The following is a 14487-nucleotide window of genomic DNA, read 5'->3' as shown; positions in this document are numbered from 1 at the left end:
ATACGTTAGAATGCGCGCTCTTTAGGGGCGCGAGTAAATTATGTTTGATCAAGAGTTAGCAAATACACAGTTTTGGCTTAAAAAAAGCTTAGCCGATATGAACCAAAACGAATGGGAAGCGATTTGTGATGGTTGCGGAAAGTGCTGTTTAAATACCTTTATTGACAGTGAAGATGAAGACGAATTTACCGCCACCGATCAACTACGTGAAGGTGAAGAGCTTATTTTCACCAACATTGTTTGCCAATACCTTGATAACAATACCTGTGGTTGTAGCGAATACGAAAACCGCCAAACGCTGGTCCCTTCTTGCGTTAAACTGACCAAAGCCAACCTTAAAGATATCTTTTTTATGCCGCAAAGCTGTAGTTATCGCCGTCTCCACGAGGGGCGAGGTTTAGCCTCTTGGCATCCGCTATTAAATCAGGGTGACAAAACCCAAATGCATGCGCTTGGTATTACTGTTAAAGATAAAACCGTAAAAGACTGTGACGTAAAGCTCGATGACTTTGATTTATACATTGCTGAGTGGCCAACAAAGGATTGCGACTAATGAGCGAGCTTAAGGCTGTAATAGGTTTAATTAATCCTAAAAGCCCGACAAATGTTGGCGGCGTTTTACGTGCCGCGGGTTGCTATGACGCTAAACAAGTATTTTTTACCGGTAGTCGCTACTTAAATGCTAAAAAGTTTCATACCGACACTAAAAATGTTGTTGAGCGTATTGCACTTACCGGCACTGATAACCTACTCAGTGTAAAACCTGAAGGCGCAAAGGTTGTGGTTATTGAGCTGATTGAAGGCGCCACTGCGTTACCTGATTTTAAACACCCTGAAAACGCATTTTATGTATTTGGGCCAGAAGACGGCTCAGTACCAAAAGAGGTTTTAAAATGGTGCGATGAAGTGGTTTACGTACCTACAATTGGTTGTATGAACCTTGCGGCCACCTGCAATGTGGTACTTTACGACCGTTTAGCCAAACTTGGTGGGGTAGAGAGCAGCGACTCAACTATTATTAATTCTCGCGATACCAATAATAAAATGAAGTGGGTAAAAGCTTAAGCACCCACTGCTGTAATTTTAATTAAAATTTCTTTTACTTTATGTACTAAGTTCTACACTTTAGGAACATATTGTAAATGAAATTTAATTATGCGTTTATTTTTAATCCTCATACTCTTTTCATCTTATTGTTTTGCTGAGGTTCCTGTGACCTACATGCAAGATGATACTCGTCACACTGTAATAGGTGAGCGCTATAAATCGGGTTACCTATTTAGCACGCCAAACAGCAATCAAACAATTCATGTGGTTACATTAGACTGGCCGCCCTACATAGGTAATAAGCTGTGTAACAAAGGCTGGGTATATCAATTTAGTACGGCGATTCTACATAGCGCTGGTTATAGTGCTTATATAGAGTTTGTTCCTTGGGCGAGAGCTGTTCGTTCTGTAGAGCTAGGTAAAGCTGATGTGTTAATGCCAGAGTATTATATTGAAGACACCGCGCCATCTGATTACATAGAAGGTAAAACACGCCGTAAGCTGTTAGGGCTTTCTAATTCGTTTGAAGGCGGTAACATAGGTTTTTTAAAACGCAAAGGCGAGCCCGACAGGTTTAATGGCAATTTAAAGTCGCTTAAAGGCTCGCGTATTGGTGTTGTAAGAGGGTATCAAAATACCCCTGAGTTTGATGCCATGATGGATAACAACGAATTTATCATCATTAATGCCGTTGATGATTTACAGCTGGTAAAGTTACTTGCGGCAAAGCGTGTAGATTTAATTATAGGCGACCCCGCTGTGTTACTTTACTCGGTAAAATATGCCGCTTTACCCGATAGCGAAAAACAGACCCTACTTAGTGCTATTGAACCAGAGAGCAAGGCAATTCAATATAACCCTTTATATTTTGCGATAAGTAAAAAAACACCAAACTGGCTCACTGTATTAGAAGATATTAATACTGCTTTATACAAATTTAAAAATAGCGGCGAAACCCAAAGGATGAAACAAGCCTTATTAAATGAATGTGATTAATTGTAACGTTCCAATTATTTTGTACTTATAATGTGTCGCAAACGTGTAAAATCATTTTCAACTTGTTAATGGAGTGAAAATGACGTGAGTGAAATAAATACCAATCAATCATTTGCGGTCAAAGAGCAACAAAATAAAAATTACCTGTTACCGCTGACTGCAATGACCACACTGTTTTTTTTATGGGGTTTTATTACCGTTTTAAACGACGTACTAATCCCTCGTCTGAAAGGCGTTTTTGACCTAACTTACTTTGAAGCAATGCTCGTACAGTTTTGCTTTTTTGGCGCCTATTTTATTGTCTCTATTCCAGCTGGAATTTTGGTTAAACAATTAGGTTATAAAAAAGGCATACTAACCGGCCTAGTGGTTGCCTCAATTGGCTGTATGTTGTTCTACCCTGCGGTGGTGGTGCATGAATACTGGTTGTTTTTAGGTGCTTTATTTGTACTGGCTGCTGGTGTAACTGTTTTGCAGGTTTCTGCGAACCCGTATGTAGCTGCTTTAGGGCCAGAAAAAACCGCCTCATCTAGGCTAAATTTAGCGCAAGCACTTAATGCCTTAGGGACAACAGTAGGCCCGTATGTTGGGGGTATCCTGTTTTTTGGTACCGCAGGTACATTAGCGGCAAGTGCTGCTACTGCTGAATCTGTAAAAGTACCTTATTTAATGTTAGCAGCGGCCTTACTTATTATTGCTATCGTATTTGCCTTTATTAAGCTTCCTGAAATAGAGGGCCATAAAGAAGAAAATAACCCGGTTAATGAAACTCGCTCACTAACACAGGCACCTCATTTAACAATGGGCGTATTTGCTATATTTTGTTATGTCGGTGGTGAAGTAGCTATAGGTAGTTTTTTAGTTAACTTTTTTGGTGAAGCACATATAGCTGGGCTTGAAGAGCACGCTGCTGCTGCACTGATCAGCTACTATTGGGGCGGAGCAATGGTTGGCCGCTTTATTGGCTCTGCTGCTCTACAAAAAATAGCGCCATCTAAAGCATTGGCATTTAATGCCTGCATGGTAATTGCCTTGTTACTTGTGACTATATTTACGCAGGGCAATGTAGCCCTGTACGCGGTACTGGCCATTGGTTTATTTAACTCAATTATGTTCCCGACTATATTTTCTGTAGCGATAGAGCGCTTAGGCTCATTAACCAGTAAAGGCTCTGGTTGGTTGTGTTTGGCAATAGTAGGGGGTGCCTTGGTGCCGTTATTACAAGGTTACATTGCTGATGTTGTTAATATTCAGCAAAGCTTTTTTGTTCCGCTAGTGTGTTATGTATTTATTGCTTGGTATGGCTTGAACGTTGTTCGTTTAGCTAAAAAGTGGTAAATACTCCCCGATGAAAGAGCGACTGAATACGTATTCAGTCGCTTTTTTATCACCATTTTATAGGAACGTTCCAAATGCGGGTTTGTTTTTTAAAAAGCAGTGGTGTTACAACTGTATAGTGAATAGAGGTGGTTCTTTATTCTTATTTTAAGTACATAACCTGCTTATCTACCTCATTAACGACGACATACCTTTAAATTTTTGCTAAAAATATAATTAATAACAAAAAATAAAAAAGGGCAGTCATGCTTAACTCACTTAAATTCACCTCAAAAGTGACTATTGCAGCATCTATGGTACTGGTTATTGTACTGGGTTTATTTGCTATAAATAATTACATCGCCATGCGAAACCAAACGCAACAGCAGCTCGATTTAGTCCTTAAGCAAAATTCAGAATCTACCTCACAAAACATTGCAAGCTGGCTTAACGCTAAACTCACCATAGTAAAATCGATTGCGCAAACTCACAAAAATAGTGATCCAAAACAGTTAACCCTTGCCCAGCTTAATACTGCTAAATACGCTGGTGGCTTTAAAAATACGTATATAGGTAAACCAAGTGGTTTATTTATACTTAACGATCAAAGCATTGTATTGCCCTCTGATTTTGATGCCACCTCGCGCCCTTGGTATAAGTTAGTTGAAAATAAAAGCTATACCGCATTTACCACCCCGTATATTGATGTAACCACCAACGAGCTGACTATATCTGCCGTTGTGCCCATTCAAAGCAATGGCCGCTTTAGTGGCGTAGCGGGTGCAGATATAGACATGCACACAGTGACTGAAATAATTAACGATATTGATTTTTTAGGGTTAGGGTATGCTTTTTTAGTAGATAAAAATGGCCAAGTGCTGAGCCATCCTAATAGCGAACTTAATTTAAAAAACACCGCCGAATTATTTGGCCAATCTACTGAGCTTAATAGCGAATTTACACAATATGATATAGCGGGTGAGCCGCAGTTGATATCGTTTACTAAAATACGTGGCATAGACAATGTTGACTGGTATTTAGGTGTCGTTATTGATAAAAACCAAGCCTATGCAGAGGTGTCTCGTTTTGGTATTAACGCGCTTATTTATATGTTAGTGGGAATTGTGGCCATTATTGTGTTTATGCAATTTTTACTGCGTTACTTAATGCAACCTATGGCGCGCCTAAATGATGCACTAGAAGATATTGCAAAAGGCGAAGGCGATTTAACCAAACGTTTAAAGGTTGAAAACAATGATGAATTTGGCCAAATTAGTCACTCGTTTAACATTTTTATTGAAAAAATTCAGCACTCTATTGAACACGTTAAATTAACGACTGAACAACTCGATAGCGTAATAGCCAGCGTGGTGTCGCAAACACATTCTTCACTAGCCATGCACCATGACCAAACAAAACGTACTGATAGTGTGGCCATGGCGGTTAATAATTTTTCGCAATCGGCTATGGCTATTGCTAATAACGCCAGTGACGCTTCTGTAATAGCTAAAAATGCAGATGAGCATTCAACACAAAACCAGCAAACCTTATTGCACAGCGTTAATAGTATTCATCAGTTATCAGCCAATATGGAACAAGCGCAACACACTATTAATAGCCTTAACGCGCATACAATTAGTATTGGGCAAGTGCTTGAGGTGATAAAAGGTGTGAGCGAGCAAACCAACTTACTTGCATTAAATGCGGCAATTGAAGCTGCAAGAGCAGGCGAAGCTGGGCGCGGTTTTGCTGTTGTGGCTGATGAGGTACGCCAGTTAGCTCATCGTACTCAGCAATCTACCCAAGAGATTGAAGATACCGTAGGGCAATTACAAAGAGGCTCAAACCAAGCGGTAGAGCTGATGAAAACAAGCATTCAAGACAGTGAAAAAAGCGTAGAGCACGCTGAAGGTGTGAGCGTGTTAATGGGCCAAATAATAGAGTCAATAAAACAAATTAGCAGTGCTAATCATAGTGTTGCCAATGCCACTGTTGAGCAAAACGACCTTGTTAAAGTGCTCGACGCAGACATTACAAGCATGAGTGAGTTATCGGTACAAAGCCAAGAAAATTTAAAAAACACCCTCAATGAATGTACTAAACTTAAACAACAATTTAGTGATTTAGAGCAAATGGTTCAAAAGTTTAGAGTTTAAAATATGCCAAAAAAATCGGTTACAGGACAAAGTTGGTTAAGCCTTATTAACATAGATAAGGTGTATAGCTCGGATAAACAGCGCCAAGCATTTTCACTATTCACCATGATAGCCATTGCTATTATTGTTATCTCTATGTTGGTGGTGTTTAACTACAAGGTGTATTCGCCTATTCTTACCGCGTCGTTAATAGCCGTTAATATTACCCTTATTAGCGGCACTTTTTATTTTATAAAAACAGCCAAGCTTGAAATGGTTGCACTTATAAGTATGTGTATAGTGTTTATTATGTGCGTGGCCCTTACGTATACCGGAGGAAAAGAAAATACCGCGCTTTATTGGCTAATGTTTTACCCTGTAGTGTGTTTTGCCTCATTAGGTGTAAAGCATGGCTGCAGGCTTGGCTTAGGCTTATTACTGTGTTGCAGTGTTATTTTATACGGGCCTGATTTTGGCCAAGTTAACTATGGCGGTATTGAAAAGTCTCGTTTTTTAGCCTCTTTTACACTGGTGTTTATTTTTTCGTTTATAGGTGAATATTTCAGGCATAAAAGTCACCTTGCAATTGCTGATATAACCCTTGCGCAAACGCAAGATGCCTATACAGATCAGTTAACGGGTGGCGCGAACAGGCGTTTCATCACCGCTCACTTTTTAAAATTAGCTGCTAAAACGCCCGAAAACTACCTGCCGTTTTCTATTTTATTACTTGATTTAGATTATTTTAAACGACTAAACGATACCTATGGTCATGACTTTGGCGATACAGTGTTGATAGAATTTACCAAATTACTTGATTCACAATTTCCAAACTCCGCAGTTAAAGCCCGTTATGGAGGCGAAGAGTTTGTGGTGATTTTACCTAAAGAAACAGCCCCAGTGGCTACAAAATTAGCCGATGATTTTAGACAATGTGTCGCAAAACAAGCTATTTTAACCAGCGATAATAAACGGGTATTTATTACCTGTAGTATTGGGGGGGCACAGGTTGATAATGTGGATCATTACAGCCGTGCACTGAAACAAGCAGATGAATACCTGTACCTAGCTAAAGAGCAAGGGCGTAACAAAGTTGTATCAAATCACACAGGAACACTATGACTCAAACTAAACTTATATATGTACACGACCCTATGTGCAGTTGGTGCTGGGGATATAAACCGACGTGGTTAAAACTAAAAGCCGCATTAGCTTCGCAGCTGACTATAGAATACAAAGTAGGGGGGCTTGCTCCAGATAGCCAAGAACCCATGCCAGAAAATATGCGCGCTATGCTCCAAAGCACGTGGCATAAAATTAGTGCGATGTTGGGCACACAGTTTAATTTTGATTATTGGCAGGTTTGTCAGCCAAGGCGCTCTACTTACCCAGCCTGCAGAGCGGCGATTATTGCCAGAGCGCATAATAAAGAGCCACAAATGATAGAGGCAATTCAACATGCATATTATCTACATGCCCAAAACCCATCTGATGAAAGTACTCTAATTACCTTAGCTGAAAAAATAGGGCTAGATAAACAACAGTTTAGCGAGGAACTTTGCTCAGAGGCTTTGAATCAAAAATTACACGAGGAGTTAGCATTTAGTGCAAGTTTGCCAATACAAGGCTTTCCTTCGTTAGTATTAATAACTGATAATAAAGCCATTGCAATTAAAATAAATTACACCGATCACCAGCAAACACTAAACACAATTAACGCTTTATTAGCTTAACAACTAGCCAAAATGCGTGTATTTGCTGCTTTAATACACGCTTTGCATATAAACACTCCGATATAAGACGCAAATGTTACAGCTGTAACAAAATAGACTTTTTTGCGCAACATGCCTGTCATTATTCATCTATACAATTTCACTCATTGAAAATCTTTAGCCTAAAACAAGTCAGTTTAGGCTAAAACAACAAACTAGCAAATCCGCTAATTAACGAGTAAAGGTGTATGCGATGAAAGGCGTTAAACCATTGATCTTAGCTGGTATTGTAGCAGCAAGTGCTGCAGTACATGCCAATGATTTAGAAAAGGTTATCGATAAAAGCAGTGAAATAAATAAATCAGCTGCGCAATCACAAACAAAAATAGACAAGATTGCTGATTCAATGCAAGGACGTCTTCAACAGTTTAAAACCCTTAATAAAGAAATTGATGGTTTAACTGTTTATAACGCGCAATTAACTAAACAGTTAAATAACCAAATTGAAGAAATGGAGTCACTTAACCTTTCAATGGATCAGGTCTCTATTATTGAGCGTCAGATCACACCACTAATGCTGCGCATGATTGAAGGGCTTGAGCAATTTGTAGCACTTGATGTGCCATTTTTGCAAGAAGAGCGCACTAAGCGTATTAGCTCTCTAAACGCCATGATGGACCGTGCAGATATTAACTCAAGCGAAAAATTCCGCCGCGTATTAGAAGCATACCAAGTAGAAGTTGATTACGGACGCACTATTGAAGCCTACACCTCACTGCTAACGGTAGACGGTAAAGAGCGTGAAGTAGACTTTTTACGCATTGGCCGCTTAGAGCTTATTTATTTAACACGTGATGGTAAGCAAGCTGGTAGCTGGGATGAAGAAACAAAGTCGTTTGTTACTTTACCAGACTCAACAATTAGCCAAATCAACAAAGGTTTACGTATCGCACGTAAGCAACTTGCCCCAGATATGTTAACTCTGCCAGTACACGCAGCAGAATAAGAGGTTGAAGATGAAACTGTTTACTCAAATGACAAAAATGGCCCTTTTTGCTGCAAGCCTAAGCTTTGCAGGCGCAAGTGTGGCAGCTGAGCCTATGGACTTAGACTCACTATTAAAAACACTTGAAGAAGGCAAATCGGCTCAAAGCGCGCAAAACAAGCAACGCGAACAAGAATTTATGGCGCGCCAAAACGAACAAGTGCAAATGCTTAACAACACACAAGCAAAACGTAATCAAATGCTTGCTGAGTCTGAGCGCTTAGAAACACAGTTTGAAGAAAACGAAATTAAACTCGCTAACTTAACAGATACACTGTCTAAACGAATGGGTTCTTTAAAAGAGCTATTTGGTGTGCTTCAGCAAGTTGCTGGTGATTCTAGCAATAAGTTTGCTACCTCTGTGGTATCAGCTGAAATTGCGGGTCGTAGCACATTTATGGATGAGCTAGCACAAAAAATGGGCTCTACTTCAAAGCTTGCCTCTATCGAAGATATTGAAAAAGTATGGTTTGAGCTACAGCGCGAAATGACAGAGCAAGGTAAAGTAAGCCGCTTTACTACCGATGTAATTGTACAAGGTGGTGAAAAAGCACAGCAAGAAGTGGTTCGTGTAGGTGCTTTTAACTTAATCTCTAACGGTAAATACCTAGAATTTAACCCAGTAACAAATACCTTAAGCGAGTTAAATCGCCAGCCTGTAGCACGTTTTACTGCAACTGCAGAAGAGTTACAAAATGCAAAAAATGGTATTGTGCAGTTTGCACTTGACCCAACGGGTGGCTCAATTTTAGGTTTATTAGTGCAAGCACCAGATACCGAAGAGCGCGTACACCAAGGTGGTACAGTCGGTTACGTTATTTTAGGTGTAGGTGTTATTGCTTTACTTATCTCACTTGAACGTTTTTTCTCATTACTGATTATGGGCGGTAAAATTCGTCGTCAACTTAAAGATGATGTAGCACGCGATGACAACCCACTTGGCCGCGTAATGAAAGTTAAAGATCAATTCCCTGATGTTGCCCACGACACATTAGAGCTTAAATTAAGCGAAGCTATTTTACGTGAAATGCCAAAAGTAACGCGTAATTTAACGCTTATTAAAATCATCTCGGTGGTGGCGCCGCTGCTAGGTTTACTAGGTACAGTAACCGGTATGATCAACACCTTCCAAGCAATCACATTATTTGGTACAGGCGACCCTAAACTAATGGCTGGTGGTATTTCGCAAGCATTGGTAACAACGGTGCTAGGCTTAGTTGTGGCAATTCCTACGGTATTTTTATACACCCTACTTAATACACGCGCTAAAAACATTTTGCTTACTATTCAAGAGCAAAGCGCAGGTATTATCGCACAGCGAAGCGAGAAGGGAGCATAAACCATGGTGCTATTGATTGACTCAATCAATGCTATCCGTGATTTTCTCGACACTGGTGGCCAAGTCCTCTTGGTCATCGGGGTGTTAATCTTCGCGATGTGGTTATTGATACTCGAGCGATTTATTTATTTTTTCAAAGGTTTTCGTAGTTACAAGCAAAACGTAAAAGCGCAGTGGAAAAACCGTGCAGAGCGCAATAGCTGGAATGCTGAGCAAATACGCCAGGCGATGATTTCACGTGCTTCAATGCGTTTAGACACCAACTTAGCACTGATAAATGTAATGGTTGCATTGTGTCCGCTACTTGGCCTGTTAGGCACAGTAACGGGAATGATTGAAGTATTTGATGTAATGGCAATTACCGGTACGGGTAGTGCGCGCTCTATGGCATCAGGTGTTTCTAAAGCAACCATTCCAACCATGGCAGGTATGGTTGGTGCACTTTCGGGTGTATTTGCCTCTACGTTTTTACAGCGCAGAGCCAAGCGCGAAGTTGAACTACTTGAAGACAGCATGGTTTTAGACCATTAAGTAACATTTTGATAAGCGGCTTATAGAGTCGCTCATCCTAGGAGAATAAAAATGAGAGCCCCGTTAGGAAACCTATTACAAGAAGACGAAGCTGAAGAAATTAACATGACCCCAATGTTAGACGTTGTATTTATCATGCTTATTTTCTTCATCGTTACCGCCTCGTTTGTTAAAGAAGCCGGTATTGATGTAAACCGCCCAGAAGCCGCAACAGCGGTTAAAAAAGAACGCGCTAATATTTTAGTGGCTATTTCTGATACAGGCGAGATTTGGATTAATAAACGTCAAATCGATGTACGTGCAGTGCAAGCCAATATCGAACGCTTAAAAGCAGAAAACCCACAAGGGAGCGTGGTTATTCAAGCTGATAAAAAAGCCACCACTGATATGTTAATAAAAGTAATGGATGCGTCGCGTGCTGCAGGTGCGTTTGATGTTTCAATTGCTGCACAAGATGCGTCTTAAGGGTTAGCCATGTTGCGATATTTAGTAGCATTAATAGTAGCGGGTGTAGTGACTTTTATGCTGTTTTTAGGCATGCAAGCACTGATCACCGGTGGTGAAGGTGCCATGTCGGAGCCAGTAAAAGGAAACGTTTTAGACTTTGTACGTTTGAAAAAAGAAGAAACGGTACAAAAGAAAGAGCGTAAACCGCAAAAGCCACCTACACCAAAAGAGCCACCACCACCGATGGAGTCGCCGCAAATGCAAAATAATGATGCAAACGCGGCCAGTAATAATTTTGATTTTGGTGCGGATGTAGGCAGCGACGTTGACCTAGCGGGTGGCTTAGCGCTTGAAACAAGTGATGGTGAATACCTACCTATTGTAAAAGTAGCTCCAGTTTATCCGCGTCGTGCTTTGTCGCGTGGTATTGAAGGCTATGTAATTGTTGAATTTACAGTAACTAAGCAAGGTACTGTTCGTGACCCGCAAGTAGTAAAAGCGGTCCCTGAGTCACTGTTTGATAGAGCAGCGATGGATGCCGCACTTAAATTTAAATATAAACCGCGCGTAGTCAATGGTGAAGCCGTTGAAGTTGCGGGTGTTCAAAACAAAATATCTTTCCAAATTAATGGTTAACTTATCTTAATTGGATGAAATAGCGAGGCGATTATGAAATTACTACCTACAGCTAAAAATTTAAAACTGGCGTTATTTTGCACTGCCGCGATCAGTGCAAGTATTGTTGTGCCAAGTACGCTAAGCCTTGTGCCGGGGCTAAACGTAGCAACTGCCCATGCAGAGCAAGAACAAAAAACAAAGCGTGTACCCGCACTGCGCGAAAAGGTTTATAGCCAGCTTGCTCGTGCGCAAAAGCTCGCTGACGATGGCGATGTAAAAGGCGGCCTTGAAGCACTTGATAGCATTCAAGAGCGAGCTTCAAGTATGAACTCGTACGAAATTGCGATGATGCATAACTTTTATGGCTTTATTTATTACAACGAAAATGATTTACCAAAAGCCATTGCCTCGTTTGAAAAAGTGGTAGCCGAGGAGGCTATTCCTGAATCATTACGTTTAAGTACAACGTTTAGCTTAGCGCAGCTTGCAATGGCCAACGGCGAGTATAAAAAAGTTATCGCGTTTTTAGATAAGTGGGAAGAAATAAATACCAAACCTATTACAGAAGGGTATTACTTACTTAGAGCGCAAACTTACTACCAGTTAAAAGAATACCCAAAGGGGCTTGAGTACATTAATCAAGTTATTGCTCTTAGCGACAGCGAAGGCAAAATCCCTAAAGAAAACTGGCTGGTACTACAGCGCGCTATGTATTACTCACTTAATCAAACAGATAAAGTAGTGGCAGTGCTTGAGCGCATGGTTAAGCTTTACAATAAACCAGAGTATTGGGTTCAGCTAGCTGGTATGTACGGAGAAACCGGCAAAGAAAAAGAGCAACTAGCAGTAATCGAAGCGGCGTATCAACAAGGCTTTTTAAAAACCAAGTCTGACTTAAGACAATTATCGCAAACTTACCTTTATAACGGCCTGGCATACAAAGCAGCTAAAACAATGAGTGATGCGATAGAAAAAGGCATTGTAGAAAAATCAGCGAAAAACTATGCCTTTATTGCAGAGGCCATGATTCAAGCTAAAGAAGATGAAAAATCGATTAGCTACTTTGCAAAAGCGGCTGACCTATCAGAGCATGGTAAGTACGATCAACGCCTAGCAGAAGTGTTTGTTAACACTGAGCAATACGAAGAAGCGGCTGATGCTGCGCGTAAGGCGCTTGATAAAGGCGGTCTTGATTTTGAATCAAACGCTTACGTTGCGCTAGGTATGGCACAGTACAATATGCAAAATTTTGATGCGTCTATTTTAGCGTTTGAACAAGCCCAAAAGCATAATAAATCACAACGTATAGCAAAGCAGTGGATTAAATATGTTAAGCGTGAAAAAGTGCATGCGCAAACACTTAAAGCCGCGTTACTTTAACTTTATACCCTAACGCTATTTTACAAATAAAGAAGCGTTTACCTATTTCATAATCGCAACACCAAAACCGCCTTAGGGCGGTTTTTTTCGTTGTTAAAATATTTAAGTTGTTGAATTTAAATTGATTACTATTGTCATCTTATGGTTACTAAACTGTAACTGGTTTGTCATATCTCTACAGTATCTTATTTGCATCCGATAACTCAGGTCACCTTAATGCATGAGTATCGTGCCTTAAAGTGACTTAAGTTTTTACTTAATGCACTAACAAAATAATTAAATACTTTAACGGAGTGAACAATGAAATTATCTGATTTATTTAAGGTCAGCCTAGTAGCAACTGCAATGACACTAGCTGGCTGTGGCGGCGATATCGAAATTACACCTACTGTAAACGATAACAGCTCGTCAACAGATAACAGTGTTAATAATTCAAACAATACAACTGGTTCAACAACTGAAGAAGAAGCTGTTTGTGCAAGCTACGAATCAGATGCAGGTACGGTAACAGGCGTAGTAAGTGGCATTGATTGTTTATACAACGACTCGTTTGCAAGCAAAACAATTTCTATCACAAGCAACATTACTTTCGCTGAGCTACCTGATGGCGGTGTTCACGTTTTTGAAGATGCATTACAAATTGGCGAAGACGGCAGCACTGTAGATGGCTTTGAAGTACCAGCAAATGGTCCAACAATGACTGTTGAACCAGGTGCCGTTTTAGCATTTGGCTCAGGTGAAGCAATTGTACGTATTGCACGTGGTGCAAAAATTCAAGCGGTAGGTACTGAAGAAAAGCCGGTTGTATTTACTTCTGCAAACGCGTTTGACCGTTTTGATACAGCTGGCGAAGGTGCACGCTACGCAGATTGGGGCGGTATCATCATTAATGGTAACGGCATTACTGACCAATGTACTGATGCAGAGCGTGATGGTGGTACGTGTAACGTAGCCTCTGAAGGTATTACAAGTTACTTTGGTGGTAACGATAATGCAGACTCTAGCGGTAATATTAAATGGGCTAAAATTTGGTACGCAGGTTCAGGCCCTCGCGTTGGTGGTGAAGGCGATGATTTGAATTCACTAACACTAAATGCAGTTGGCTCTGGTTCTGAGTTTGATTACCTACACATTCATCAAGGTTTTGATGACGGTATTGAAATTTTTGGTGGTGCTACAACGCTTAAACACGTAGCGGTAACTGATACACAAGATGATTCGTTTGACTTTGACGCAGGTTGGCAAGGTAAAGCTCAGTACTTATTTATTCAACACGGTACTGTGACACTAAACGACGGCACTGTAGTTAACATGGGTAACAATGGCTTTGAGTCTGATGGTGTTAAAGGTTCTTCTACCGAGCAAGTGTCTCCATCTAACCCAACGGTTGCCAATGTAACGGTTGTAACTACCGATGGTAGCTCGGTACGTGATGACGACCCTTCACAAGCTTACAAGTTTGATGACCAATTTAATTCAAGCATTTACAACACTGTTATCGTTAAGCAAAACGCAACTAACACGCAATGTATTGAGTTCTCAGGCGACGGTGAAGCACAAGCAGATAAAATCTCATTCACAAGCTCTGTAATGGCGTGTTCTGCAAACTTTACTGATACAGATACGTTTGCAAGCGGCCCATTAGAAGGTCAAACAAAAACAGCGTGGTTTGAAAATGACGGTGCTAACCAAATCTTAACTGATGATGTTGCCGTACTTGCAGATAACGGTTTTGCAACGAACACAGCAGCTGCAGAAGTAACGGTTACTGCAACAGATTTAAGCACAAGCGATTCATTTTTTGAAAGCGTAAACTACATTGGTGCGGTATCGGATCAGGATACAGACTCTAGCTGGTATAAATGGGTTGAAGCGGCTGTTACAGCAGCAAATGCTGACTAAATAGCACACCATTATAAC

At 40.5% G+C, this 14487-nt stretch carries 14 protein-coding genes; all 14 read left to right on the top strand.

Features of this window, described 5'->3' with window-relative positions:
* Positions 1–40: 40 nt before the first annotated feature.
* The 14 genes from PSI06_RS07745 to PSI06_RS07680 all read left to right on the top strand — a co-directional run bounded on the left by PSI06_RS07745 (position 41) and on the right by PSI06_RS07680 (position 14469).
* Positions 41–553, top strand: a complete 513-nt coding sequence (locus PSI06_RS07745) for a YcgN family cysteine cluster protein (protein ID WP_273603513.1) — start codon at positions 41–43, stop codon at positions 551–553.
* On the top strand, positions 553–1065 hold the full coding sequence (locus PSI06_RS07740; RefSeq protein WP_004586351.1) for an RNA methyltransferase: 513 nt from the start codon (positions 553–555) through the stop codon (positions 1063–1065). The genes PSI06_RS07745 and PSI06_RS07740 overlap by 1 nt, the downstream gene beginning before the upstream one ends.
* A gap of 90 nt (positions 1066–1155) precedes the next feature.
* Complete coding sequence (locus tag PSI06_RS07735) at positions 1156–2043, top strand: substrate-binding periplasmic protein (RefSeq protein ID WP_273603512.1); 888 nt, start codon at positions 1156–1158, stop codon at positions 2041–2043.
* An 84-nt stretch (positions 2044–2127) separates the two neighbouring features.
* Positions 2128–3381: a sugar MFS transporter gene (locus PSI06_RS07730; protein WP_055254170.1), complete on the top strand. Its 1254-nt coding sequence runs from the start codon at positions 2128–2130 to the stop codon at positions 3379–3381.
* Between the two features lie 245 nt (positions 3382–3626).
* On the top strand, positions 3627–5516 hold the full coding sequence (locus PSI06_RS07725) for a methyl-accepting chemotaxis protein (RefSeq protein WP_273603511.1): 1890 nt from the start codon (positions 3627–3629) through the stop codon (positions 5514–5516).
* A 3-nt stretch (positions 5517–5519) separates the two neighbouring features.
* Complete coding sequence (locus tag PSI06_RS07720) at positions 5520–6617, top strand: GGDEF domain-containing protein (RefSeq protein WP_273603510.1); 1098 nt, start codon at positions 5520–5522, stop codon at positions 6615–6617.
* Positions 6614–7228, top strand: coding sequence for a DsbA family protein (locus tag PSI06_RS07715; protein ID WP_273603509.1), 615 nt, complete (start codon positions 6614–6616; stop codon positions 7226–7228). The genes PSI06_RS07720 and PSI06_RS07715 overlap by 4 nt, the downstream gene beginning before the upstream one ends.
* A gap of 232 nt (positions 7229–7460) precedes the next feature.
* Complete coding sequence (locus PSI06_RS07710) at positions 7461–8213, top strand: DUF3450 domain-containing protein (RefSeq protein ID WP_004586345.1); 753 nt, start codon at positions 7461–7463, stop codon at positions 8211–8213.
* A gap of 10 nt (positions 8214–8223) precedes the next feature.
* Entirely contained in the window at positions 8224–9591 is a 1368-nt protein-coding gene (locus PSI06_RS07705; RefSeq protein WP_024031703.1) for a MotA/TolQ/ExbB proton channel family protein, read from the top strand.
* Positions 9592–9594: 3 nt separating this feature from the next.
* On the top strand, positions 9595–10122 hold the full coding sequence (locus PSI06_RS07700; protein WP_029772985.1) for a MotA/TolQ/ExbB proton channel family protein: 528 nt from the start codon (positions 9595–9597) through the stop codon (positions 10120–10122).
* A 51-nt stretch (positions 10123–10173) separates the two neighbouring features.
* A complete protein-coding gene (locus PSI06_RS07695) occupies positions 10174–10587 on the top strand; it encodes an ExbD/TolR family protein (RefSeq protein WP_004586342.1) in 414 nt (137 codons plus the stop codon).
* Positions 10588–10599: 12 nt separating this feature from the next.
* Positions 10600–11205 carry an energy transducer TonB gene (locus PSI06_RS07690; protein WP_029772986.1) on the top strand — a complete coding sequence of 202 codons (606 nt, stop codon included), beginning with the start codon at positions 10600–10602 and terminating at the stop codon, positions 11203–11205.
* Between the two features lie 33 nt (positions 11206–11238).
* A complete protein-coding gene (locus PSI06_RS07685) occupies positions 11239–12567 on the top strand; it encodes a tetratricopeptide repeat protein (RefSeq protein ID WP_273603508.1) in 1329 nt (442 codons plus the stop codon).
* A 300-nt stretch (positions 12568–12867) separates the two neighbouring features.
* On the top strand, positions 12868–14469 hold the full coding sequence (locus PSI06_RS07680) for a hypothetical protein (RefSeq protein ID WP_273603507.1): 1602 nt from the start codon (positions 12868–12870) through the stop codon (positions 14467–14469).
* The last annotated feature ends 18 nt before the right edge of the window (positions 14470–14487 follow it).

This window comes from Pseudoalteromonas sp. GABNS16E, from assembly GCF_028598715.1.
In the GTDB taxonomy this organism is placed as follows: domain Bacteria; phylum Pseudomonadota; class Gammaproteobacteria; order Enterobacterales; family Alteromonadaceae; genus Pseudoalteromonas; species Pseudoalteromonas atlantica.
Note: the sequence above shows the minus strand (reverse complement) of the source record. Positions and strands in the feature narration are given on the sequence as shown.

What these genes read in the sequence shown, in the direction of transcription:
- PSI06_RS07700 (WP_029772985.1), top strand. Translation starts at nt 9,595, where the DNA reads ATGGTGCTATTGATTGACTCAATCAATGCTATCCGTGATTTTCTCGAC.
- PSI06_RS07705 (WP_024031703.1), top strand. Translation starts at nt 8,224, where the DNA reads ATGAAACTGTTTACTCAAATGACAAAAATGGCCCTTTTTGCTGCAAGC.
- PSI06_RS07720 (WP_273603510.1), top strand. Translation starts at nt 5,520, where the DNA reads ATGCCAAAAAAATCGGTTACAGGACAAAGTTGGTTAAGCCTTATTAAC.
- PSI06_RS07725 (WP_273603511.1), top strand. Translation starts at nt 3,627, where the DNA reads ATGCTTAACTCACTTAAATTCACCTCAAAAGTGACTATTGCAGCATCT.
- PSI06_RS07695 (WP_004586342.1), top strand. Translation starts at nt 10,174, where the DNA reads ATGAGAGCCCCGTTAGGAAACCTATTACAAGAAGACGAAGCTGAAGAA.
- PSI06_RS07745 (WP_273603513.1), top strand. Translation starts at nt 41, where the DNA reads ATGTTTGATCAAGAGTTAGCAAATACACAGTTTTGGCTTAAAAAAAGC.
- PSI06_RS07685 (WP_273603508.1), top strand. Translation starts at nt 11,239, where the DNA reads ATGAAATTACTACCTACAGCTAAAAATTTAAAACTGGCGTTATTTTGC.
- PSI06_RS07715 (WP_273603509.1), top strand. Translation starts at nt 6,614, where the DNA reads ATGACTCAAACTAAACTTATATATGTACACGACCCTATGTGCAGTTGG.
- PSI06_RS07680 (WP_273603507.1), top strand. Translation starts at nt 12,868, where the DNA reads ATGAAATTATCTGATTTATTTAAGGTCAGCCTAGTAGCAACTGCAATG.
- PSI06_RS07710 (WP_004586345.1), top strand. Translation starts at nt 7,461, where the DNA reads ATGAAAGGCGTTAAACCATTGATCTTAGCTGGTATTGTAGCAGCAAGT.
- PSI06_RS07735 (WP_273603512.1), top strand. Translation starts at nt 1,156, where the DNA reads ATGCGTTTATTTTTAATCCTCATACTCTTTTCATCTTATTGTTTTGCT.
- PSI06_RS07740 (WP_004586351.1), top strand. Translation starts at nt 553, where the DNA reads ATGAGCGAGCTTAAGGCTGTAATAGGTTTAATTAATCCTAAAAGCCCG.